Below are 23722 nucleotides of genomic sequence, written 5' to 3' on the forward strand. Positions count from 1 at the left end.
AATGTCGACGAAGCGGCGCGGGATTCGATGAGCAGCGCGCAGGCATTTTCCGACAACAGTTGTACGAAAGCGGGCATGCCTTTTTTGTCCTGCACCGAGCGCAGACTGCGTCGATCGAGCAGCTCCACTGCGGATACCGGTTGGCTTTTGAGCACGGTCACCGCGTTGCAGCAGGTTTCGACATCGGGGAACACAATCAGCGCCGAGGCTTTGTTCGGGTGATCGATGACGGTGTCGTAAGTCACCGCGCTGATAAAGCCGAGCGTGCCTTCGGAGCCGACCAGCAGGTGGCTCAGGATATCCACGGGCTCGTCGAAATCCACCAAGGCGTTGAGCGACAGGCCGGTGGTATTTTTCAGACGGTATTTGTGGCGAATTCTTGCGGCCAGTTCGGCGTTGGCGCGGGTCTCGCGACCCAATGTCGCCAAGCGTTCGAGCAACTCGCCGTGGCTGGAGCGAAATGCCGCGACGCTGGCAGGGTTTTCGGTGTCGAGGCGCGTGCCGTCGGCCAGCACCAAGCGAATCCCGGCCAGGGTGTGATAGGTATTCTGCGCGGTGCCACAGCACATGCCGCTGGCGTTGTTGGCGACGATGCCGCCGATCTTGCAGGCATTGATCGACGCCGGATCCGGGCCGATCTTGCGTCCGAACGGTGCCAGCCAGGCGTTGGCCTGCGCGCCGATCACGCCCGGTTGCAGGCGGATCTGCGTGCCCTGGCCGCGAATCTCGCGGGCATTCCAGTTATCTCCGAGTACGATCAGCACGGAGTCGCTGATCGCCTGCCCGGACAGGCTGGTGCCGGCAGCGCGGAAGGTCACCGGCACGTGGTCGCGCTGGGCCAGTTGCAGCAGCGCCACGACTTCGTCTTCAGACTCGACGCGGATCACAAGTTTCGGAATCAGTCGATAGAAACTGGCGTCGGTGCCGAAGGCCAGGGTCGACAGCGGATCGTCGAAGCGCCGGTCTGCTGGAATCAGTCGCTCGGCATCACGCAGGAAAGCGGCAGGAAGACTCATTGATCCTCCAGAATCAGCACGACCAGATCTTTCGGGCCATGCGCGCCGTAGGCGAGGACCTGTTCAATATCGGCGGTTTTCGACGGGCCGGAGACCAGCAGCGCGTTGGTCGGCATGCCTTGCGCCCATTCGAATTCCTCTTGCACCTGATAGAAGTTGTCGCGGATTTCGCTGGCCTTGAGCAGGGCGAAATGCACCGGTGGCACTAGGCTCATCAAGCGCGGTTCCTCACGGGTAGGCCAGATGATCAGGCTGCCGGTCGCGGCGATCGCACCGAGGGTGCCAGTGAGGCTGGCCGGGGTGTCGTTGAACAGCTCGGCTTTCCACTCTTCCATCGGACGGTCGTAGGACTTCAGTGCTGGCAGTTCGGGATTGTTCGCCCAGTGCTGTGTGATGCGTTGCCCGTGCGGTGTGGTCGGTGCGATCAGCAGGCTCGGCAATTGGCGGTCGCGCAGCAGTTGCGCCAGTAATGCCGGCCACTCGGCGCCCGAGGTCAGGTGGATTTCGGTGTGCACCGCCTCCATCAGTTTGCGCAGTTGCGGGATGCGTTGCTCGGCGCTGTAGGTGTAGGGCTGGGTGACCAGATCGACATCGAAGTTGTCGGCAATTGGCGTGGTGCCGGTCAGACTTTTCCGCAGCTTGCCGAGGATATTTTGCTTGGCGCTCATCGACGCTCTCCCTGTTTGGCCAGATGCTCGCGGGCCATGTCATGCAGCGAACGCGCGGCCGGTTTTGGTGCGCTGTGGTTTTGCGTCCATGGGCCGACATTGCTCGGCGTAAGGGCGCGCAGGCGCGTGGCGAAAAAAGCGAACAAGCGGTACAGCGTCGGCGAGCTATTGAGTCTGGCCCAGGCGTTCCAGATGAAACGTTCCTTGCGCGAATACTTGCTGCCCTGACCGCGCATCACCTGATTCGGCGCGTCCGGAGCTTTGACGTTTTCCTCGCGCAGACGGCGCAGGATGGCGGGGATCGGTATCTTCACCGGGCAGACTTCACCGCAGGCGCCGCACAGTGAGGACGCGCTCGGGTGGTCCGGGACCTTGGCCAGGCCGACCATATGCGGGGTGATGATTTTGCCGATCGGCCCCGGATAAACCTCGCCATAAGTGTGGCCGCCCACTCGCGTGTATACCGGGCAATGATTCATGCAGGCGCCGCAGCGGATGCAGTTCAGGGTCTGGCGCAATTCACTGTCGGCGAAGGCTTGGCTGCGACCGTTGTCGAGCAACACCAGATGCACTTCCTGTGGGCCATCGAGTTCGTGTTCCTTGCGCGGGCCGGAGATCATGTTGACGTAAGTGGTGATCGGAATGCCCAGCGCCGAGCGCGTCAGCAGTGACAGCAGCGGCACCACGTCGCGCAGGTTTTCCACGACTTTTTCGATGCCGGTGACGGCGATGTGCACCGGGGGAACGGTGGTGGTCATGCGCCCGTTGCCTTCGTTTTCCACCAGCAGCAGGGTGCCGGTTTCGGCGACGGCGAAGTTGACGCCGGAGACGCCGATGTCGGCCTCGAAGAATTTCTGCCGCAGGACCCTGCGACCGATCTGGATGAGTTGGTCAACGTCCTTGGTGTATTCCACGCCAAGTTTGTCGTGGAACAAGGACGCGACCTGACCGGCATTCTTGTGGATCGCCGGCATAATGATGTGTGAAGGCTTCTCGTGGTCGAGCTGGACGATGTACTCCCCCATGTCGGACTCCAGACATTCAATGTCCCGAGCCTCGAGGAAATGGTTCATCTCCATCTCTTCGCTGACCATCGATTTGCCCTTGATCACTTGCCGCGCCTCGTGAGCGCGGATGATCGACAGGACGATGCCATTGGCCTCGTCCACCGTTTCCGCCCAGTGCACTGTCACACCGTTGCGGGTCAGGTTCTGTTCCAGTTGCTCGAGCAGGTCGGGCAACTTGGACAGCGCGCGGGCCTTGATCGAATTGCCCAGTGCGCGCAAATTTTCTCTTTCTTCGGGATCACTGAAAGCGGCTGCCCGCTTGGTCATCAGTGAATCCATGGCAGTGCGGAAGTTGTTCCGCAGCTGCTGATCACCCAAGGCATTGTGTGCCCGGGTTCGGAAGTCTTCTTCTACGGCGACCGTAGGAATAATCGTCGAGGTGCTCATTGCGCACCTCCGGTTCGCTGCCAGAGGAAGCTTGCCAGATGTTGCCCGCGTAACGCTTCCTGCTGTTTCTCCAGCGCGCCGTTGATGTTCATCAAACAGCCGCAGTCGGCACTCAGTACCTTGTGCGCGCCGGATTCTTTCAACGCACGGGTCTTGTCAGCCACCATCGCGCCGGAAATGTCTGGCATACGGACGCTGAATGTCCCACCGAAGCCACAGCATTCGCTTTCGTGGTCGTGATTGACCCGCTCCACGTTGCTCAACTGCGCCAACAACTCGCGGCCGTGCAGGTGTGTATTCATTTCGCGGCGTGCCGAACACGAGGTGTGCAGCGCGACTTTCACCGGTTCGCCGCTGTCCTTGAGCTGCACCTTGCAGACGAACAGCAGAAACTCGGCCAGTTCATAAGTGCGAGCCGCAAGGGCCCGCACCTGTTTCAACGTTTCCGGCTCGTCCTTGAACAAGTCGGCGTAATGCTCGCGCAGCATGCCGGCGCAGGAACCCGACGGCACCACCACCGGATAATCGCCGGCAAACAGCGCCAGTTGCGAGCGCGCTACCGTCCGCGCCTGCTCGGTGTAACCCGAGGTGTAGGCCGGTTGGCCGCAGCAGCTCTGCCCTTGCGGATACTCGACCCGGATCCCTTCGCGCTCCAGCAGATGGATCGCGTCCATTCCGGCTTCGGGGTAGAACAGGTCGACCACACACGTGCCGAACAGGTAGACCCGCGACGGTTTCTCGCTGGGGTATTGCCGAGGTTCGGGCAGTGGTGGTGCCACGCGGGTCGCGTTCGGCACGGCGTTGTAAAAAAGCTCGCTCATCAGGCGTGTCTCCGGGTGGGCCCGGTTATCCGTCTGCTGCGGCTGCCGAATATAAAGCGCATTGCTTTCAGCAGCCTTACAGACCCGGTGGTGAATTGCTGACGCCGGATCACGGGCCGGCGTCGGTTATTTCCGTCTTTCTTGTAGGTTTAGTGCACCAGCATGCCGGTGAACCAGTAGGCCTGAGCCAGGGTGATCAAACCGACAATCGTTGCAAAGAATAGGCTGTGCTTGAGGGTGAAGCGGAACAGATCCGATTCCTTGCCGACCAGGCCGGTCGCAGCGCAGGCCACGGCGATCGATTGCGGCGAGATCATCTTGCCGGTCACGCCGCCGCTGGTATTGGCCGCCACCAGCAAAGTGTCGTTGACGCCGATCTGGTGGGCGGTGGTCGCTTGCAACGAACTGAACAGCGCGTTCGACGAAGTATCCGAACCGGTGAGGAACACGCCCAGCCAACCGAGGAACGGCGAAAAGAACGGGAACGCGGCGCCAGTACCCGCCAGCACCAGGGCCATGGTCGAGGACATGCCGGAGTAGTTGGTGACGAAGGCGAACGCCAGCACCATGCCGATCGACAGGATTGGCCAGCGCAGTTCGTAGAAGGTCTCTTTCAAAGTGGTAAGACCAGTTTTGAAATTGATCTTCAGTACCAGCATCGAAATCAGCGCGGAGAAGAAAATCGCCGTTCCGGTGGCGGAAATCGGGTCGAGTTTGAACACCGCTGGAATCGCGGTCGGGTTGGCCACGATCGGCGCAGTCTTGATCACCAGTTGATCAAGGTGCGGAATCGCGAAGTTGAACACCCAGCTGTACATCGAACCGCCGGCAGCGAACATGGCTTTGAAAGGCTTCAGCGTCCAGATCGTCACCAGCACAGTGAGGATCAGGAACGGCGACCACGCCTTGAAAATTTCCCCGAGGCTGTAGGGCGAAGCCACGGTGGTGCGCTTCTGGCCGAAACCGCCGACGCTGGCGCTGACCACTGAAGCGGATACGGCGCCAACGATGTGCTGGCCGGCGGCGCGGCGTGGTTGCCAGACCTTGAGGAACAGGGTCAGGGAAATCAGGCTGGCCAGTGCCGAGGTGATGTCCGGCAGTTCCGGGCCGATGAAGTTGGAGGTGAAGTATTGGGTGATGGCGAAACTCAAGCCTGCCACCAGCGCGGCCGGCCAGGTTTCGCGCACACCGCGCAGGCCGTCCATCATGAACACCAGCCAGAACGGCACGAACAGCGACAGCAGTGGCAGCTGGCGACCGGTCATGGCGCCGATCTTGAAAGCGTCGATGCCAGTGACCTGGCCTGCAACGATGATCGGAATCCCCAGCGCGCCGAACGCTACCGGCGCAGTGTTGGCAATCAGGCACAAGCCGGCGGCGTACAGCGGGTTGAAGCCCAGTCCTACAAGGAGTGCGGCAGTAATCGCGACCGGCGCGCCGAAACCGGCGGCGCCTTCCAGAAATGCGCCGAAGCAGAAACCGATCAGCAACACCTGCAAGCGCTGGTCATCGGTAATCGACAGGACCGAGCTGCGGATGACCTCGAACTGACCGCTTTTCACTGTCAGCTTGTAGAGGAACACCGCTGCGACAATGATCCAGGCAATCGGCCACAGGCCATAAGCGAAACCGTAACCAGCGGCGGCGAAGGCCATGTCCACTGGCATCTGGAAGGCGAAAATCGCCACGGCAATCGAAAGTGCGAGGGTGATGCTGCCGGCCACATGGCCTTTGAGGCGGAACACCGCCAATGCGAGAAAGAAGAACACGATGGGAATGACGGCCGCGAGAGCGGAGACGCCAAGACTGCCGAGCGGACTGTAGAGCTGTTGCCAGGTTTGCATGGTGGGGTGGCCCCTAATTGTTGTTGGTCAGGCACTGTGAGCAATCTTGGATAATTGGTAATACCAATTTACAAGCGCTGTCGGCTAGGGTAAAAGCCTTGGTAGCGGTGTGTCAATTTGCCGCTCTGAAACTTTCGTCGAAGATGCGGTGCAGAGGGCAACTGATCCGCTTTGGCGAAGTGGCGTCTGGCAGGTGTCGGCGGCGCGCGGATAGGCCAGAATAGACACCCCGGCGAGCGGTCGGGATCGTGGAGAAATGAGTTATGGGCTTTGATCAGATACGTCAGCGCCGTTTGTCTGACGATATTGTCGAGCGCCTCGAAGGGATGATCCTTGAGGGCACGCTGAAGTCGGGCGAGCGGCTGCCGGCCGAGCGCACGCTGGCCGAACAATTTGGCGTATCGCGCCCGTCATTGCGCGAGGCGATTCAGAAACTGGCGGCCAAAGGCTTGCTGGTCAGTCGCCAGGGCGGCGGCAATTATGTGGTGGAGGGTCTCGGATCGACGTTCAGCGATCCGCTGCTGCAATTGCTTGAAAGCAATCCCGAAGCGCAACGTGATTTGCTCGAATTCCGGCATACCCTGGAGGCATCGTGCGCCTACTACGCCGCATTGCGCGCCACCGATGTCGATCGCGAGCGCCTGACCGCTGCGTTCGAAGAACTGCAGGACTGCTACTCGCGTCACGAAGAAGTCAGCCGGGCGGAAGAGGGCGCGGCGGATGCGAAGTTTCATCTGGCGATTGCCGAGGCCAGCCATAACGCGGTGTTGCTGCATACGATTCGCGGCTTGTTCGATCTGCTCAAGCGCAACGTCGTCACAAACATCGGCGGCATGTACAAGCAGCGCACGGAAACCCGCGACATGCTGATCTCGCAGCATCGGGAATTGTATCTGGCGATTATCGAAGGGCGTGCCGAGCAGGCGCGGGAAGTGTCCAGCCGACATATTCTGTATGTGCAGGAAGTGCTGGAAGAGGTGCGTCAGGAGGTGCAGCGCATGGCTCGGGCGGAGCGGCGCAAGGGGATGTGATTCTTCAAAGCAAAAGATCGCAGCCTGCGGCAGCTCCTACACAGAAATATGTATTTCCCTGTAGGAGCTGCCGCAGGCTGCGATCTTTGCTTTCAAAGGAGGAAGATCAGTCTTCCTTGCCCTTGTTGCGCACCGCACGCTGCAATTCACGACCGGCGTCGCGCTCGCGCTCGGTGTCACGCTTGTCGTATTCCTTCTTGCCCTTGCCCAGAGCGATCTCGCACTTGACCATGTGCTTGCTCCAGTACCAGGACAGGCAGACGCAGGCGTAACCCTTTTGCTGCACGGCGGCGGCAAGCTTGTCCAGCTCGCGGCGGTTGAGCAGCAGTTTGCGTGTGCGCACCGGGTCGGCGATGACGTGAGTGCTCGCGGTCATCAACGGCGTGATGTGGCTGCCGAGCAACCATGCTTCGCCGTCCTTGAGCAGCACATAGCTGTCGACCAGCTGCAACTTGCTCGCCCGCAGACTTTTTACTTCCCAGCCGGCCAGGACCAGACCAGCCTCGAACTTGTGCTCGATGAAGTAATCGTGTCGCGCCTTTTTGTTCTGCGCGATGGTCCCTGTTGGGTGTTTCTTCTGTTTAGCCATAGGGGCGGCATTATATGGAGTTGTTCGGCTGTCGGCTACGGTGTTGCTGCGTGCTTGAGCAGGTTGAGTGAATCCCGGACAATGCGGCCTCTTTTTCTAACGCTTGGGCGTGATAAACGATGTCGACAGACAAGGTTTCTGTCCACGGCAGTTGGGCTAGCCGCTGGGTATTCATACTCGCCGCGACCGGTTCGGCCGTGGGACTGGGTAGTATCTGGAAGTTCCCCTACATGGTCGGGGTCTACGGCGGCGGCGCCTTTGTGCTGATGTTCCTGGCGTGCATCGCGCTCATCGGTGTCCCGGTCATGCTCGCGGAAACCCTGATCGGCCGGCGCGCCCGGCAAAGTCCGGCGAACGCCTTGAAGGTGCTGGCGCTGGAAGCAGGGCACTCGGCCAAATGGTCGTGGGGCGCGTTTGCCGGGATGATCACGGCCCTGCTGATTCTGTCTTTCTACAGTGTGGTCGGTGGTTGGTCGCTGGATTACATCGTCGACATGGGCCGTGGCGACTTCCAGGGCGCGACGGCCGATCAGGTCGGCGCCTATTTCGGCAATGTCATCTCCAACCCATGGCGCCTGACACTTTGGCACACGATTTTCATGCTGCTGTCGGCCTTCGTGATCGCCAAAGGCGTGGTCGCCGGGCTTGAACGCAGCCTGCGCATCATGATGCCGCTGCTGTTCGTGATGATTCTGGTGCTGCTGGGCTACAGCATGACCACCGGGCATTTCATGGAAGGCGTGCATTTCATGTTCGACTTTCACCCGGAAAAAGTCCTCGACGGCCTGCTGCCAGCGATGGGGCACGCGTTCTTCTCGCTGAGCGTCGGCGTCGGTTCGATCATGATCTACGGCGCCTACATGCCGAAGAACACCTCGCTGTCGGGCACGGTGGTCGGTGTAGCGCTGTTGGATACTTTCGTATCGCTGGTGGCCGGTCTGGCATTGTTTCCAATTGTATTTGCTGCTGGTCTGAATCCAAGCGAAGGCCCGGGGCTGATGTTCGTCAGCCTGCCGTTTGCTTTTGGTAACGTTTTTTTCGGCCAGTTGATGGGCGTGGTGTTCTTTGTGCTGGTCGCGGTGGCTGCCTGGAGTTCGGCTATTTCGCTACTCGAACCGATGGTGGCTTACCTGGTTGAACGCACTAAAATCAGCCGCATCTGGGTGACGTTCTGGCTTGCGTTCACCTGCTGGTTCGTTGGTCTGGGTACGGTGTTTTCTTTCAATATCTGGAAGGAAGCCAAGTTTTTCGTGAACGAAGGCGGAGCGTTCAGCCTCTATCAATGGGGTGCGCAGAGCGGTCTCGACTTCTTCGGCGTGATCGATTTCTTCACCTCGCGGATCATGTTGCCCCTCGGTGGCTTGTGTTTCGTGCTGTTCGCGGGATGGGTGATGGGGCGTGAAGCGGTGCGGGATGAATTGTCCATCCGTAGCCCGGTTCTGTTTGCCCTGTCCCTGTTCTTGATGCGCTACGTGGCGCCTATCGGCATTCTTGTAGTCTTTGCCGCTCAGCTCTGGAAGTAACGCTTACATGACGACACATATCCAACGATCCGCGCTCCTGCCGTACCCGGCGCAGTTTCTCTACGACCTGGTCAACGACGTCGCGCGGTACCCGGAGTTTCTGCCGTGGTGCTCGGAGGCTGAAGTGCTGGAAAGCTCCCCGGAACACATGCGCGCCAGTGTCGGCGTGGCCAAAGGCGGCCTCAGTCAGCATTTCGTCACGCGCAATACGCTGGTGCCGGGGCAGTCGATCGAGATGAATCTTGAAGAAGGCCCGTTCACTCAGTTGCACGGCATCTGGGTATTCAAGGCGCTGAACGAAAAGGCCTGCAAGATCAGTCTGGATCTGTCGTTCGATTATGCCGGGCCGCTGGTGCGCGCTACGTTGGGCCCGCTGTTCAATCAGGCGGCTAACCAGCTGGTTGATGCTTTCTGCCAGCGCGCCAAGCAGATGCATGGTTAAGCCGGTGATCGAGATAGAAGTCGTGTACGCGGCGGTTGATCGCCAGGTTCTGCGTACGATCAGCATTGCTGAGGGCGTTAGCGTTCGTGCTGCGGTGCACGAATCGGGCATCGCGGCAGAGTTTCCTGAGCTGAATCTGGCGGAGTGTCCGCTGGGGATTTTTGGCAAGGTCGTGGCTGACGCGGATTCTCGCCCTGTTCAGGCGGGCGACCGGATCGAAATTTATCGACCGCTGCTGGCTGATCCCAAAGAAGTTCGACGCTTGCGTGCGGCCAAGGCTGCCGAGGCCAAAGCACGCAATTCTTGATCAGACCAAACGGCAGGCAATAAGAAACCCGGAATGTCCGGGTTTTTTATTGCCTCGCCTATTACTGCGGCGAGGTGTCCAGCGGCTCTGGCGTCGGAACCGGTACGGTTTCCACACCATCGACGTCCTTCTGGATCTGATCCAGCAAGGAGCCTGGTTTGGCTGGTTTTTCAGCTTCTGGCTTGTCGGCGTTTTCAGCAGGCGCGGTCACGGTAGTACCGCTGTCCTTGCCGAGAATGGCTTCATCACGGCTCACGCCGGGCATGAAGTCACCGGACAGGCTGACAAGCTGGTCGTTGGAATTGAAGATAACGCTGATTCGTTCCTGCTGGCGTTCACCGCCACCCGGTTGCAGGCTGTACAGATAATCCCAGCGATCGGCATGGAACGTGTCGGCAAGCAGAGGGTTGCCCATGATAAACCGTACTTGCGGCCGGGTCATTCCCGGGCGTAACTGGTCTATCATGTCCTGCGTGACGACATTGCCCTGCTGGATGTCGATTTTGTAAACCCCGGGGAATGAACAACCGGCGAGTGCGAGCAGTCCCACAAAGGTGAAACTGGTTAGCAAGAGCTTGGTGTTTTGCATCGGTGGGCGACTTCCACTATCTTGGCTGGGACAACGTAAACGCCGATCATACCCGCATTAAGAGAAGCTGCGAAGCAGCATCGCGAGAAAGCTGACCATGGTTGAAAATAGCGAACTACGCAAAGCCGGCCTCAAAGTGACCCTGCCACGGGTCAAGATCCTGCAAATGCTCGACTCTACCGAGCAGCGCCACATGAGTGCCGAGGACGTCTACAAGGCGTTGATGGAAGCTGGTGAGGACGTCGGTCTGGCCACGGTTTACCGTGTACTGACTCAGTTCGAAGCGGCCGGCCTCGTGGTCCGCCACAACTTCGACGGCGGCCACGCGGTCTTCGAACTGGCTGACGGTGGCCACCACGACCATATGGTCAACGTGGAATCGGGTGAAGTGATCGAATTCTTCGACGAAGAAATCGAAAAACTTCAGAAATCGATCGTCGAGAAGCATGGCTTCGAAATGGTTGATCACAACCTGGTGCTGTACGTACGCAAGAAAAAGTAAGCATGTCGCGCGAATTTCACATTCGCGAAACGAACGAAGGCGACCCAAGGGTCGCCTTCGTGCTTTCTACTATTTGTTACGCCTTGGCGGTCACCACCATTTTTTTCGCGTGAGCCAGAGATTCCTTGGTCAGATCGATACCGCCGAGCATGCGTGCGACTTCTTCGATGCGCTCGTTCTTTGTAAGCTTCGCGACGGCAGTGTGAGTCGCCTTCTCGTCGCGGACCTTGTGCACGAACAGATGCTGATGCCCTTGCGCCGCCACTTGCGGCAAGTGCGTCACTGTCAGGACCTGGCCGCGATCACCGAGACGGCGCAGTAACTGGCCGACGATCTCCGCAGTCGGGCCGCCGATACCTACGTCGACTTCGTCGAATACCAGCGTCGGCACGCGGGAGGTCTGGGCGGTAATGACCTGAATTGCCAGACTGATCCGCGACAGCTCACCACCGGAGGCGACTTTTGCCAGCGCCTTGAGCGGTTGGCCGGGATTGGCGCTGACCAGCAGTTCAACCTGTTCCAGCCCGTTTGGCAGCAACTCGTCGCTGCTGTTGGCTTTCAGTTCGATGGTGAATCGGCCGCCGGGCATGCCCAGGCGCTGGATTTCCTGCTCCACCGCACTGGCGAGGCTGCCGGCGGCTTGATGACGAAGGTCGCTCAGCTCGCGTGCTTTCTCTTGATAGTGGCGGGCATAGGACGCCAGTTCCTCACCCAGGCGCTCGATGGATTCATCGTTGGCGTTGAGGGTTTCGATTTCATCCAGCAGCTTCTGCTGCATCTCGCCGACTTCGGTCGGTTGAATCCGGTGTTTGCGCGCCAGGGTGTAGATCGCGTCGAGGCGTTCTTCGAGATACTGCAGGCGAGCCGGGTCGGCATCGAAGTTGTCGAGGAAGCGATTGAGCTCGCCGACTGCTTCTTCTACCTGAATCTGTGCGCTGGTCAGCAGGCTGCTGGCTTCACCCAGCGCACCCACCGAACTGTTGACGCTGGAAAGTCGATTGAGGCTGGCGGTCAGCGCATTCAGCACATTCCCGGAGTCGCTTTCGCTGCATTGCTCGACCACTTGCCGGCAAATGCCCAGCAAGGTTTCGGCGTTGGTCAGGTTCTTGTGTTCCTGCTCCAGTTGCTCCAGTTCATTTTCGCCGAGGCCGAGGTTCTCCAATTCCTCAAGCTGATAGCTGAGCAACTGATGACGTGCGCGTTGTTCGTCGCCGGAGTTGGAAAGGCGCTCCAGTTCCTGGCGAGTCTGGCGCCAGCGCTGTGCGGCCAGTTGCACCTGACGCGCCAGATCGGTCGCGCCGGCGTATTCGTCAAGCAGGCGGCGATGGGTGTCGGTCTTCAGCAGCGACTGATGTTCGTGCTGGCTGTGGATATCGATCAGCAGCTCGCCCAAGGCTTTAAGGTCGCCAAGCGGGCAGGGTGTGCCGTTGATATAGCCGCGCGAACGACCTTCCGAGGTGATGACCCGGCGCAGGATGCACGGCCCGTCATTTTCCAGATCGCGCTCGGCCAGCCAGGCGCTGGCTTCAGGAATGTCAGCCAGATCGAACGTCGCGAGAATGTCGGCCTTGTCGGCACCCGGGCGTACCACGCCACTGTCGGCGCGATCGCCCAGGGTGAGGCCCAGGGCGTCGAGCATGATCGACTTGCCGGCGCCGGTTTCCCCTGTGATCACGCTCATCCCGCGATCGAGTTCAAGATCGAGATGTTCAACGATGGCGTAGTTGTGTACGGACAGGTGCACCAGCATAAAGGCCGCTCCCAGGCTTGAGGTCTGGTTATTTATACAGTGTTTTGTTCAGGCCTGACAATGCCCTCCCTTAGCTCGATTTGCTTGAACGAAAAGTTTTCTTAGCGCATTCAAGAATGACTAATCAGCACTTTTTTGTAAGGACAATCGATTCCAGCCCTTGAAGCCTGATTTTGCGGCCCCATATATCGGGGCAGAAGCGCGAGTCAGGCTCGCGGACGAAATTGAAAGGAGAATTCTATGGCTGACGAACAGACAGTAGATACGCAAAACCCAGATGCCAATCAGGCGCCCGAAGGTTCGGGTGACGACCTGGCGACCCGTGTGCAAGTGCTCGAAGAGCAATTGGCCGCCGCGCAGGATCAGTCTCTGCGTGTTGCTGCCGATCTGCAGAACGTTCGCCGCCGTGCCGAGCAGGACGTCGAGAAGGCGCACAAGTTTGCCTTGGAAAAATTCGCCAGCGACCTGCTGCCGATCGTCGACAGCCTGGAGCGCGGCCTCGAGCTGTCGAGCCCGGACGACGAAAGCATCCGCCCGATGCGCGAAGGCATCGAGCTGACCCTGAAAATGTTCCACGACACCCTCAAGCGCTACCAGCTTGAAGCGATCGATCCGCATGGCGAACCGTTCAACGCCGTTCACCATCAGGCGATGGCCATGCAGGAAAGTGCCGACGTCGAGCCGAACAGCGTATTGAAGGTTTTCCAGAAGGGCTATCAGCTCAATGGTCGCCTGTTGCGTCCGGCGATGGTCGTGGTCAGCAAGGCGCCGGCACCGGTTTCGCCTTCGATTGACGAGCAGGCTTGAAATTAGCCGCAAGGCCCCCATTTAGAAGTCAAGCGTTTAAGTGCTACCGCAGTCAGCCACCACTGCTGCGGCAACAAAATCCAAAGTTTCGGGAGAGTGAACATGGGCAAAATTATCGGTATCGACCTGGGGACTACCAACTCCTGCGTCTCCGTGCTGGAAAACGGCAAAGCCAAAGTTATTGAAAACGCTGAAGGCGCGCGTACCACGCCGTCGATCATCGCTTACGCCAACGATGGCGAAATCCTGGTAGGTCAGTCGGCCAAGCGTCAGGCTGTAACCAACCCGCACAACACCCTGTACGCGGTAAAGCGTCTGATCGGTCGTCGTTTCGACGAAGAAGTTGTGCAGAAAGACATCCAGATGGTCCCTTACAAGATCGTCAAGGCTGACAACAACGACGCCTGGGTAGAAGTGAACGGCCAGAAAATGGCACCGCCACAAATCTCGGCTGAAATTCTGAAGAAGATGAAGAAGACCGCCGAAGACTACCTCGGCGAGGCAGTGACCGAAGCGGTGATCACCGTTCCGGCCTACTTCAACGACAGCCAGCGTCAGGCCACCAAAGACGCGGGGCGCATCGCTGGTCTGGACGTAAAACGTATCATCAACGAGCCAACCGCAGCTGCTCTGGCTTACGGTATGGACAAGGCCAAGGGCGATCACACCGTGATCGTTTATGACCTGGGTGGCGGTACCTTCGACGTATCCGTGATCGAAATCGCTGAAGTTGACGGCGAGCACCAGTTCGAAGTGTTGGCCACCAACGGTGACACCTTCCTCGGCGGTGAAGACTTCGACATTCGTCTGATCGACTACCTCGTTGACGAATTCAAGAAAGAAAGCGGCATGAACCTCAAAGGTGACCCGCTGGCGATGCAGCGTCTGAAAGAAGCCGCTGAGAAAGCCAAGATCGAGCTGTCGTCCGCTCAGTCGACCGACGTCAACCTGCCGTACATCACTGCAGACGCGACCGGTCCTAAGCACCTGAACGTGAAGATCTCGCGTGCCAAGCTCGAAGCACTGGTTGAAGATCTGGTTCAGCGCACCATCGAACCTTGCCGCATTGCCATGAAAGACGCCGGTATCGACGTCAGCGCGATCAACGACGTGATTCTGGTCGGTGGTCAGACTCGTATGCCGCTGGTGCAGAAGCTGGTTACCGATTTCTTCGGTAAAGAAGCACGTAAAGACGTCAACCCGGACGAAGCCGTTGCCATGGGGGCTGCGATTCAGGGCGCTGTTCTGGCCGGTGACGTGAAAGACGTGCTGCTGCTCGACGTCAGCCCGCTGACCCTGGGTATCGAAACCATGGGTGGCGTGATGACCGCGCTGATCGAGAAAAACACCACGATTCCTACCAAGAAATCGCAAGTGTTCTCGACTGCCGACGACAACCAGGGCGCTGTGACCATTCACGTTCTGCAAGGTGAGCGCAAGCAAGCCGCACAGAACAAATCGCTGGGCAAGTTCGACCTGGCCGACATTCCACCAGCTCCACGTGGCGTGCCGCAGATCGAAGTGACCTTCGACATCGACGCCAACGGCATCCTGCACGTCGGCGCGAAAGACAAGGCTACCGGCAAGACCCAGTCGATCGTGATCAAGGCCAACTCCGGTCTGTCCGACGAAGAAATCGAGCGCATGGTGCGTGACGCCGAGGCGAATGCCGAGGAAGACCGCAAGTTCGAAGAGCTGGCCGCTGCCCGTAACCAGGGTGACGCACTGGTGCACTCGACTCGCAAGATGGTCGCTGACGCAGGCGACAAGGTCACCGCCGAAGAGAAGACTGCAATCGAAGCTGCAGTGGTTGCTCTGGAAGCCGCCGTCAAAGGCGACGACAAGGCTGCCATCGAAGCCAAGGTTGAAGAGCTGTCGAAAGTCTCCGCTCCGGTTGCTCAAAAGATGTACGCCGAACAGGCTCAGCCAGCTGATGGCGCAGCCCCGCAAGGCGAATCGGCTGAGAAGGCTGACGACGTTGTCGACGCCGAGTTCGAAGAAGTCAAAGACCACAAGTAAGTTGTTGGTCGCCCGGTTGACTGCCTTGCGGCGGTGACTGGTAGGATGTCGCCGCGCGGGAGCTTGCCTCCCGCGTTGGCGTATCTGGAATACGTGAATTTTTACAGCATGCGACAACGCTCGCGTGTTGGTGGTATGGCCGGGAATGCTCCTGCTTTTCGCGCCGCAGATACCGCATCAATCAAGACCAGGATCGTTGAATTGACGTGAGTTGGGTCCGGGCCTTAATGGGGGCTCAACGAGTTTGGCGAGGCTCAGGAGGGGTTTGCCGAACGTCCTTAAGAGTGCAAAGAACTTATGGCAAAGCGTGACTATTACGAAGTATTGGGTGTCGAGCGGGGCACGAGCGAAGCGGACCTGAAGAAGGCCTATCGCCGCCTGGCCATGAAGCACCACCCCGACCGTAATCCCGGCGACAAAGCTTCGGAAGAAGCATTCAAAGAGGCCAACGAGGCCTATGAAGTGTTGTCCGACGCCAGCAAACGCGCGGCATATGACCAGTACGGTCATGCCGGCGTCGATCCGAGCATGGGCGGCGGCGGTGCCGGTTTCGGTGGCCAGAACTTCTCGGACATCTTCGGTGATGTCTTCAGTGATTTCTTCGGTGGCGGTCGCGGCGGTGCCCGTGGCGGCGCTCAGCGTGGCAGCGATCTGCGCTACACCCTGGAGCTGAATCTGGAAGAAGCGGTGCGCGGTACGTCGGTGAATATCCGCGTTCCGACACTGGTCAACTGCAAGCCGTGCGATGGTTCCGGCGCCAAGAAAGGCTCGTCGCCGACGACTTGCCCGACTTGCGGCGGCATCGGCCAGGTGCGCATGCAACAGGGCTTCTTCTCGGTGCAGCAGACCTGCCCGCGCTGCCATGGCCAGGGCAAGATCATTTCCGATCCGTGCGACTCCTGCCACGGCGACGGTCGCGTCGAAGAGTACAAAACCCTGTCGGTCAAAGTACCGGCCGGTGTCGATACGGGCGACCGCATTCGTCTGTCTGGCGAAGGCGAGGCGGGTACCCAGGGCGGGCCGACTGGCGACTTGTACGTTGTGATCAACGTGCGCGAACACGACATCTTCCAGCGTGACGGCAAGCATCTGTTCTGCGAAGTGCCGATCAGCTTCGTCGACGCTGCACTGGGCGGCGAGCTGGAAATTCCGACCCTCGACGGTCGCGTCAAACTGAAAATCCCCGAAGGCACGCAGACCGGCAAGCAGTTCCGCGTGCGCGGCAAAGGCGTTGCGCCAGTGCGTGGCGGCGGTGCCGGCGACCTGATGTGCCGTGTCGCTGTGGAAACGCCGGTCAACCTCAACCGTCGTCAGCGTGAACTGCTGGAAGAATTCCGCAGCTCCCTGGCCGACGACAACAGCCACTCGCCGAAAACCACCGGTTGGTTCGACGGTGTGAAGCGTTTCTTCGGCGATTTGTAAGGAGTCGGCATGCGACGTATTGCAGTGATGGGCGCCGCCGGGCGCATGGGCAAGACCCTGATTGAAGCCGTGCAGCAGACGCCGGGTGCCGGTCTGACGGCGGCGGTCGATCGTCCCGACAGCACGCTGGTCGGTGCGGATGCCGGTGAGCTGGCAGCGCTGGGTCGTATCGGCGTTCCACTGTCCGGTGATCTGGATCGTGTGGTTGAAGAGTTCGATGTGTTGATCGACTTCACTCACCCGACCGTGACCCTGAAGAATCTCGCGTTCTGCCGCAAGCACGGCAAAGCGATGATCATCGGCACCACCGGTTTCAGTGTTGAAGAGAAGCAATTGCTGGCCGAGGCGGGCAAGGACATTCCGATCGTCTTCGCCGCCAACTTCAGCGTCGGCGTCAACCTCTGCCTGAAGCTGCTCGACACCGCTGCGCGCGTGCTGGGCGACGATGTCGATATCGAGATCATGGAAGCCCATCACCGCCACAAGGTCGATGCTCCGTCCGGTACGGCGGTGCGCATGGGTGAAGTGATTGCCGATGCACTGGGGCGTGATCTGAAGAAGGTCGCTGTGTACGGTCGTGAAGGCCAGACCGGGGCGCGTGAGCGTGAAACCATTGGTTTCGCTACCGTGCGTGCCGGCGATATCGTCGGTGACCACACTGTTCTGTTCGCTGCCGATGGCGAGCGCGTCGAGATCACCCACAAGGCATCGAGCCGTATGACCTTCGCCAAGGGCGCGGTGCGTGCAGCGCTGTGGCTGGACGGTCGCGAGCCGGGCCTGTACGACATGCAAGACGTGCTCGACCTGCGTTGAGTCGTTGCTGAACCCGGCGCAAACGTCCCGTTTTGCGCCGGTTTTTACCGCTTGGCGACGACCTGTCGCATTCTCCGGCCTTTAAGGCTCTTTAGCGGTGGACCAAAAACGCCCTTTTCTGTAAGCTACAGCTTTAGTGTGTCCACTAAAAGCGCGCAGAATAATTTCAGTGAAGAAGCGGGGTGACGTGTCCATACGTCACTCCGCTTTTTTACAACCTGCGATTGCCCTTTCATGCGTTATTTACGGGAGGTCTTCTTGACTAAGCCAGCCATACTCGCCCTTGCTGATGGCAGCATTTTTCGCGGCGAAGCCATTGGAGCCGACGGTCAGACCGTTGGTGAGGTGGTGTTCAACACCGCAATGACCGGCTATCAGGAAATCCTTACCGATCCTTCCTACGCCCAACAGATCGTTACCCTGACTTATCCGCACATCGGCAACACCGGCACTACGCCGGAAGACGCCGAGTCCGACCGCGTCTGGTCCGCTGGCCTGGTCATCCGTGACCTGCCGCTGGTAGCGAGCAACTGGCGTAACACGATGTCCCTGTCCGATTACCTGAAAGCCAACAATGTTGTGGCAATCGCCGGTATCGACACCCGTCGCCTGACCCGCATCCTGCGTGAAAAAGGCGCTCAGAACGGCTGCATCATGGCCGGCGACAACATCTCCGAAGAAGCGGCCATCGCCGCTGCGCAAGGCTTCCCGGGCCTGAAGGGCATGGACCTGGCGAAAGTCGTCAGCACCAAGACCCAATACGAATGGCGCTCGACTGTCTGGGATCTGAAAACCGACAGCCACGCGACCATCGAAGCTTCCGAGCTGCCATATCACGTGGTCGCCTACGACTACGGCGTCAAGGTCAACATCCTGCGCATGCTGGTCGAGCGCGGCTGCCGCGTTACCGTAGTGCCTGCGCAGACTCCAGCCGCCGATGTGCTGGCGCTGAAGCCGGACGGCGTGTTCCTGTCCAACGGCCCTGGTGATCCGGAGCCATGCGACTACGCGATCCAGGCGATCAAGGAAGTCCTGGAAACCGAGACGCCGGTATTCGGCATCTGCCTCGGCCACCAGTTGCTGGCTCTGGCCTCCGGCGCCAAGACCCTGAAAATGGGCCACGGCCACCACGGTGCCAACCACCCGGTGCAGGATCTGGACACAGGCGTGGTGATGATCACCAGCCAGAACCACGGTTTTGCGGTAGACGAAGCCACCCTGCCAGCCAACGTGCGCGCGATCCACAAATCGCTGTTCGACGGCACCCTGCAAGGCATCGAGCGCACCGACAAGAGCGCGTTCAGCTTCCAGGGTCACCCTGAAGCGAGCCCGGGCCCGAACGATGTTGCGCCACTGTTCGACCGCTTCATCAACGAGATGGCCAAGCGACGCTAAGCGTTCGCCTTGAGACTGTAGAGAGAAGCCCTCGAGGGCGGCCCCGGTTCCGGCGGCCCCCTCGGGACTTCAGAAATCGATCAAGACGGCTTGCCGACTGACCTGCGGATTTGAGTGACAAACCATGCCAAAACGTACAGACATTAAAAGCATCCTGATTCTCGGCGCTGGCCCGATCGTGATCGGCCAGGCCTGCGAATTCGACTACTCCGGCGCCCAGGCCTGCAAAGCCCTGCGCGAAGAGGGTTACCGCGTCATCCTGGTGAACTCCAACCCGGCCACCATCATGACCGACCCGGACATGGCCGACGCTACCTACATCGAACCGATCAAATGGCAAACCGTGGCCAAGATCATCGAAAAAGAGCGTCCGGACGCCGTACTGCCGACCATGGGTGGCCAGACCGCTCTGAACTGCGCCCTGGACCTGGAGCGCGAAGGTATTCTGGAGAAGTTCGGCGTAGAGATGATCGGTGCCAATGCCGACACTATCGACAAGGCTGAGGACCGTTCGCGTTTCGACAAGGCGATGAAATCCATCGGCCTGGCGTGCCCGCGTTCCGGCATTGCCCACAGCATGGAAGAGGCCAACGCGGTTCTCGAAACCCTCGGTTTCCCGTGCATCATCCGTCCGTCCTTCACCATGGGCGGCACCGGTGGCGGTATCGCTTACAACCGTGAAGAGTTCGAAGAAATCTGCGCCCGTGGTCTGGACCTGTCGCCGACCAAAGAGCTGCTGATCGACGAATCGCTGATCGGCTGGAAAGAATATGAAATGGAAGTTGTCCGCGACAAAAAGGACAACTGCATCATCGTCTGCTCGATCGAGAACTTCGACCCGATGGGCGTGCACACCGGTGACTCGATCACCGTAGCTCCTGCGCAAACCCTGACCGACAAGGAATACCAGATCCTGCGTAACGCCTCTCTGGCGGTATTGCGCGAGATCGGCGTCGAGACCGGCGGTTCGAACGTGCAGTTCGGTATCTGCCCGAACACTGGCCGCATGGTCGTGATCGAAATGAACCCGCGTGTTTCGCGCTCCTCGGCCCTGGCTTCGAAAGCCACCGGTTTCCCGATCGCCAAGGTCGCGGCAAAACTGGCTGTGGGTTACACCCTTGATGAGCTGTCGAACGACATCACCGGCGGCAAGACCCCGGCGTCCTTCGAACCGTCGATCGACTACGTCGTCACCAAGCTGCCACGCTTCGCCTTCGAGAAATTCGCCAAGGCTGACGCACGCCTGACCACGCAAATGAAGTCGGTCGGTGAAGTCATGGCCATCGGCCGGACCTTCCAGGAATCCCTGCAGAAAGCTCTGCGCGGTCTGGAAGTCGGCGTTTGCGGTCTGGACGAGAAGCTCGATCTGAGCAACCCGGACAGCATGAGCGTGCTCAAGCGCGAACTGACCGTGCCGGGCGCCGAGCGTATCTGGTACGTGGCGGACGCCTTCCGCGCCGGCCTGTCGGTCGAAGACATCTTCGGCATGAACATGATCGATCCGTGGTTCCTGGTGCAGATCGAAGACCTGATCAAGGATGAAGAGAAGGTCAAGACCCTCGGTCTGTCCTCGATCGACCGCGACCTGATGTTCAAGCTCAAGCGCAAAGGCTTTTCCGATCAGCGTCTGGCCAAGCTGCTGGGCGTCACCGAGAAAAACCTGCGTACGCACCGTCAGAAGCTGGAAGTGTTCCCGGTCTACAAGCGCGTTGACACCTGCGCCGCCGAATTTGCCACCGACACCGCTTACCTCTACTCGACCTACGAGGAAGAGTGCGAGGCAGCGCCGTCGGGTCGCGACAAGATCATGATTCTGGGTGGCGGCCCTAACCGCATCGGCCAGGGCATCGAGTTCGACTACTGCTGCGTTCACGCTGCGCTCGCCCTGCGCGAAGACGGCTACGAAACCATCATGGTCAACTGCAACCCGGAAACCGTTTCCACCGACTACGACACTTCCGACCGTCTGTACTTCGAGCCGGTAACCCTGGAAGACGTACTGGAAATCTGCCGCGTCGAGAAGCCGAAAGGCGTGATCGTCCAGTACGGCGGCCAGACTCCGCTGAAACTGGCTCGTGCTCTGGAAGCCGCTGGCGTGCCGATCATCGGCACCAGCCCTGACGCCATCGACCGCGCGGAAGACCGCGAGCGCTTCCAGCAAATGGTCGAGCGCCTGAACCTGCGTCAGCCGCCAAACGCCACTGTGCGTAGCGAAGATGAAGCTGTTCGCGCTGCGGCGAAGATCGGTTATCCGCTGGTGGTGCGCCCGTCCTACGTGCTGGGCGGCCGTGCGATGGAAATCGTTTACAAGGAAGACGAACTCAAGCGCTATCTGCGTGACGCGGTGCAAGTGTCCAACGACAGCCCGGTGCTGCTCGACCACTTCCTCAACTGCGCCATCGAAATGGACGTGGATGCGGTCTGCGACGGCAAAGACGTGGTGATCGGCGCGATCATGCAGCACATCGAACAGGCGGGCGTTCACTCCGGTGACTCCGCTTGCTCGCTGCCGCCGTACTCGCTGCCGGCGCACATCCAGGACGAGATGCGCGAACAGGTCAAGAAAATGGCCCTGGAACTGGGCGTTGTCGGCCTGATGAACGTGCAATTGGCTCTGCAGGGCGAAGACATCTACGTCATCGAAGTCAACCCGCGCGCCTCGCGTACCGTGCCGTTCGTTTCCAAGTGCATCGGTGTTTCCCTGGCCATGATCGCTGCGCGCGTGATGGCCGGTAAGACCCTGAAGGAAATCGGCTTCACCAAGGAAATCATCCCGAACTTCTACAGCGTGAAAGAAGCGGTGTTCCCGTTCGCCAAATTCCCTGGCGTTGACCCGATCCTCGGCCCAGAGATGAAGTCGACCGGTGAAGTGATGGGCGTCGGCGACACCTTCGGTGAAGCATTCGCCAAGGCTCAGATGGGCGCCAGCGAAGTGCTGCCGACCGGCGGTACCGCGTTCATCAGCGTGCGCGATGACGACAAGCCACTGGTTGCAGGCGTGGCCCGTGATCTGATCAACTTGGGCTTCGAAGTGGTCGCCACTGCCGGCACTGCCAAGCTGATCGAAGCCGCAGGCCTGAAAGTGCGCCGCGTGAACAAGGTGACCGAGGGTCGTCCACACGTGGTCGACATGATCAAGAATGACGAAGTCACGCTGATCATCAACACCACCGAAGGTCGTCAATCGATCGCCGATTCGTACTCCATTCGTCGCAATGCCCTGCAGCACAAGATCTACTGCACCACCACTATCGCTGCGGGCGAAGCGATCTGCGAAGCGCTGAAGTTCGGTCCGGAAAAGACCGTGCGCCGCTTGCAGGATCTACACGCAGGATTGAAGGCATGAGCATAACCAAGTACCCAATGACTGTTCAGGGCGCTCGCGCCCTGGAAGAGGAGCATGCTCACCTGACCAAGGTCGTCCGTCCGAAGCTCAGCCAGGACATCGGTACGGCCCGCGAGTTGGGTGACTTGAAGGAAAACGCTGAATACCACGCTGCCCGCGAACAGCAAGGCATGGTCGAAGCGCGTATTCGTGACATCGAGGGCCGGATTCAGAATCAGGTCATCATCGATGTCAGGACCATTCCTCATACCGGCAAAGTGATTTTCGGTACCACCGTCGAGATCGCCAACGTCGAGACTGATGAAAGCGTCACTTACCACATCGTGGGTGAGGATGAGGCTGACTTCAAACTCGGCAAGATCTCCGTCGGTTCGCCGCTGGCCCGCGCCTTGATTGGCAAGGAAGAGGGTGACGTGGTCGCCGTCAAAACGCCGAGCGGCGTGATCGAGTACGAGATTGTCGAAGTTCGTCACATCTGAAAGAAGGCGCCCGCTGCATGCGGGCGCCATGCTTTGGCAGTTGACCCAGATGCTTTGGGTCGGTGGCCTATGGTTGATTCATATCGGTTTGCAGCCGGCGTTGGGCCAGATCGGCCTGGCGCCGCTGTTGATCGACGAAGTCGCCAGTGCATTCGAAGTGCTGGTGGTGGGGTTCGCCGCTCTGTGCGTGATTTTTCAGGCTTTGGTGCTGGTACAGGCCGAGGGCCTCGCCAGTCTATGGCGGGATTTTCGCGGGCAGGTGCTGTTGACGGCTTTGTACGCGTGCGCGATGTATGTCGCCGTGCGTGTCGGCTGGCCGGATGCGCAGCGCTGGCAGGTATTCAGTTATCTGGTGCTGGGATTTTCCGGGCTGGTGCTGGTCATGCAGCCGGTGCCGGGATGGAGTGGCAGGGTGCGCGAAGCACACCCTTGACCCTGCGCATCACTTGAAGCGATGAACGTTCGACAGCTGCTTGTTGACGCTGAAGTTCTTGCGGTAGACCAGAGCCATCTTGCCGATGACCTGAACCAGGTCCGCTTTGCCGACCTTGCACAGTTCGGCGATGTGCGCCAGGCGCGACTCGCGATCGAGGATATTGAGCTTGATCTTGATCAGCTCGTGATCGGCCAAGGCGCGTTCAAGTTCGGCTAAGACACCTTCAGTCAAACCGTTGTCCGCTACCGTCAACACTGGTTTGAGGTGGTGGCCGATGGATTTGTACTGTTTCTTCTGCTCTGGAGTGAGCGGCATAATCTGACCCTTTCGTCTGGATTCTGTAAAATGGCGGCCATTTTACCCGAGGGTTCGTGGATCCGCCCAACTAATCACGACCCTAATCATCGAGGTGCCCAATGGCGCGTTCCAAGACAAGCCTTGGTTGGCTGAAAAGACATGTCAACGATCC

22 protein-coding genes are annotated in these 23722 nt (G+C 59.5%); 13 read left to right on the forward strand and 9 right to left on the reverse strand.

Translation table 11 applies throughout. From position 1 onward, the window contains the following. From D6877_RS07380 to D6877_RS07400, 5 genes are all read right to left on the reverse strand, one after another. Positions 1-1016 (reverse strand): FAD-binding oxidoreductase (locus tag D6877_RS07380; protein WP_130910352.1); only part of this gene is annotated, 1016 nt, incomplete at its 3' end. After that, positions 1013-1684, reverse strand: coding sequence for a lactate utilization protein (locus D6877_RS07385; RefSeq protein ID WP_130910353.1), 672 nt, complete (start codon positions 1682-1684; stop codon positions 1013-1015). The genes D6877_RS07385 and D6877_RS07380, both read right to left, overlap by 4 nt. Continuing rightward, positions 1681-3138, reverse strand: a complete 1458-nt coding sequence (locus D6877_RS07390; protein WP_130910354.1) for a LutB/LldF family L-lactate oxidation iron-sulfur protein — start codon at positions 3136-3138, stop codon at positions 1681-1683. The genes D6877_RS07385 and D6877_RS07390 overlap by 4 nt, the downstream gene beginning before the upstream one ends. Further along, positions 3135-3959, reverse strand: coding sequence for a (Fe-S)-binding protein (locus tag D6877_RS07395; RefSeq protein ID WP_130910355.1), 825 nt, complete (start codon positions 3957-3959; stop codon positions 3135-3137). Before D6877_RS07395 ends, D6877_RS07390 begins: the two co-directional genes overlap by 4 nt. 149 nt (positions 3960-4108) lie before the next feature. Continuing rightward, the gene (locus D6877_RS07400; RefSeq protein WP_016771776.1) at positions 4109-5803 is read right to left on the reverse strand and encodes a lactate permease LctP family transporter; all 1695 of its coding nucleotides are present in this window, start codon (positions 5801-5803) and stop codon (positions 4109-4111) included. A 263-nt stretch (positions 5804-6066) separates the two neighbouring features. Between D6877_RS07400 and D6877_RS07405 the strand changes: the two genes are divergently transcribed. After that, a complete protein-coding gene (locus tag D6877_RS07405; RefSeq protein ID WP_016771775.1) occupies positions 6067-6834 on the forward strand; it encodes an FCD domain-containing protein in 768 nt (255 codons plus the stop codon). A 106-nt stretch (positions 6835-6940) separates the two neighbouring features. Here D6877_RS07405 and smpB read toward each other — a convergent pair whose 3' ends face one another. After that, a complete protein-coding gene (gene smpB, locus D6877_RS07410) occupies positions 6941-7423 on the reverse strand; it encodes an SsrA-binding protein SmpB (protein ID WP_007953781.1) in 483 nt (160 codons plus the stop codon). A gap of 119 nt (positions 7424-7542) precedes the next feature. Between smpB and D6877_RS07415 the strand changes: the two genes are divergently transcribed. From D6877_RS07415 to D6877_RS07425, 3 genes are read left to right on the forward strand one after another with little or no spacing between them, the layout of a single operon-like run. Further along, entirely contained in the window at positions 7543-8946 is a 1404-nt protein-coding gene (locus D6877_RS07415) for a sodium-dependent transporter (protein WP_130910356.1), read from the forward strand. A 7-nt stretch (positions 8947-8953) separates the two neighbouring features. Beyond that, positions 8954-9388: a type II toxin-antitoxin system RatA family toxin gene (locus D6877_RS07420; RefSeq protein ID WP_016771773.1), complete on the forward strand. Its 435-nt coding sequence runs from the start codon at positions 8954-8956 to the stop codon at positions 9386-9388. Then, on the forward strand, positions 9381-9695 hold the full coding sequence (locus D6877_RS07425) for an RnfH family protein (RefSeq protein ID WP_130910357.1): 315 nt from the start codon (positions 9381-9383) through the stop codon (positions 9693-9695). The genes D6877_RS07420 and D6877_RS07425 overlap by 8 nt, the downstream gene beginning before the upstream one ends. 61 nt (positions 9696-9756) lie before the next feature. On the opposite strand, the gene D6877_RS07430 is transcribed toward D6877_RS07425, so the two are convergent. Beyond that, positions 9757-10284, reverse strand: coding sequence for an outer membrane protein assembly factor BamE (locus D6877_RS07430; protein WP_016771771.1), 528 nt, complete (start codon positions 10282-10284; stop codon positions 9757-9759). A 97-nt stretch (positions 10285-10381) separates the two neighbouring features. On the opposite strand from D6877_RS07430, the gene fur reads away from it, so the two are divergent. Next, on the forward strand, positions 10382-10786 hold the full coding sequence (gene fur / locus D6877_RS07435) for a ferric iron uptake transcriptional regulator (RefSeq protein WP_016771770.1): 405 nt from the start codon (positions 10382-10384) through the stop codon (positions 10784-10786). 76 nt (positions 10787-10862) lie between these two features. Here the strand turns inward: fur and recN are convergent, their stop codons facing one another. Further along, the gene (gene recN, locus D6877_RS07440; RefSeq protein WP_016771769.1) at positions 10863-12536 is read right to left on the reverse strand and encodes a DNA repair protein RecN; all 1674 of its coding nucleotides are present in this window, start codon (positions 12534-12536) and stop codon (positions 10863-10865) included. Positions 12537-12776: 240 nt separating this feature from the next. Here recN and grpE point away from each other — a divergent pair, with 240 nt between their 5' ends. From grpE to D6877_RS07480, 8 genes are all read left to right on the forward strand, one after another. Continuing rightward, positions 12777-13343: a nucleotide exchange factor GrpE gene (gene grpE / locus D6877_RS07445; protein ID WP_039759570.1), complete on the forward strand. Its 567-nt coding sequence runs from the start codon at positions 12777-12779 to the stop codon at positions 13341-13343. A 102-nt stretch (positions 13344-13445) separates the two neighbouring features. Continuing rightward, entirely contained in the window at positions 13446-15362 is a 1917-nt protein-coding gene (gene dnaK / locus D6877_RS07450; RefSeq protein ID WP_024011565.1) for a molecular chaperone DnaK, read from the forward strand. Between the two features lie 297 nt (positions 15363-15659). After that, positions 15660-16784, forward strand: coding sequence for a molecular chaperone DnaJ (dnaJ, locus tag D6877_RS07455; protein ID WP_016771767.1), 1125 nt, complete (start codon positions 15660-15662; stop codon positions 16782-16784). A gap of 9 nt (positions 16785-16793) precedes the next feature. Further along, positions 16794-17597, forward strand: coding sequence for a 4-hydroxy-tetrahydrodipicolinate reductase (gene dapB / locus D6877_RS07460; protein ID WP_016771766.1), 804 nt, complete (start codon positions 16794-16796; stop codon positions 17595-17597). A 258-nt stretch (positions 17598-17855) separates the two neighbouring features. Next, the gene (carA, locus tag D6877_RS07465; RefSeq protein WP_016771765.1) at positions 17856-18992 is read left to right on the forward strand and encodes a glutamine-hydrolyzing carbamoyl-phosphate synthase small subunit; all 1137 of its coding nucleotides are present in this window, start codon (positions 17856-17858) and stop codon (positions 18990-18992) included. Positions 18993-19116: 124 nt separating this feature from the next. Further along, positions 19117-22338 carry a carbamoyl-phosphate synthase large subunit gene (gene carB / locus D6877_RS07470; protein ID WP_130910358.1) on the forward strand — a complete coding sequence of 1074 codons (3222 nt, stop codon included), beginning with the start codon at positions 19117-19119 and terminating at the stop codon, positions 22336-22338. Positions 22339-22340: 2 nt separating this feature from the next. Further along, complete coding sequence (gene greA, locus D6877_RS07475; protein WP_130910380.1) at positions 22341-22817, forward strand: transcription elongation factor GreA; 477 nt, start codon at positions 22341-22343, stop codon at positions 22815-22817. Positions 22818-22845: 28 nt separating this feature from the next. Next, positions 22846-23250 carry an MFS transporter gene (locus tag D6877_RS07480; RefSeq protein ID WP_130910359.1) on the forward strand — a complete coding sequence of 135 codons (405 nt, stop codon included), beginning with the start codon at positions 22846-22848 and terminating at the stop codon, positions 23248-23250. A gap of 9 nt (positions 23251-23259) precedes the next feature. Here D6877_RS07480 and D6877_RS07485 read toward each other — a convergent pair whose 3' ends face one another. Beyond that, positions 23260-23568: a YhbY family RNA-binding protein gene (locus D6877_RS07485; RefSeq protein WP_003221534.1), complete on the reverse strand. Its 309-nt coding sequence runs from the start codon at positions 23566-23568 to the stop codon at positions 23260-23262. Between the last annotated feature and the right edge of the window lie 154 nt (positions 23569-23722).

Source organism: Pseudomonas sp. Sample_9 (genome assembly GCF_004307535.1).
Lineage (GTDB): Bacteria > Pseudomonadota > Gammaproteobacteria > Pseudomonadales > Pseudomonadaceae > Aquipseudomonas > Aquipseudomonas mercuritolerans.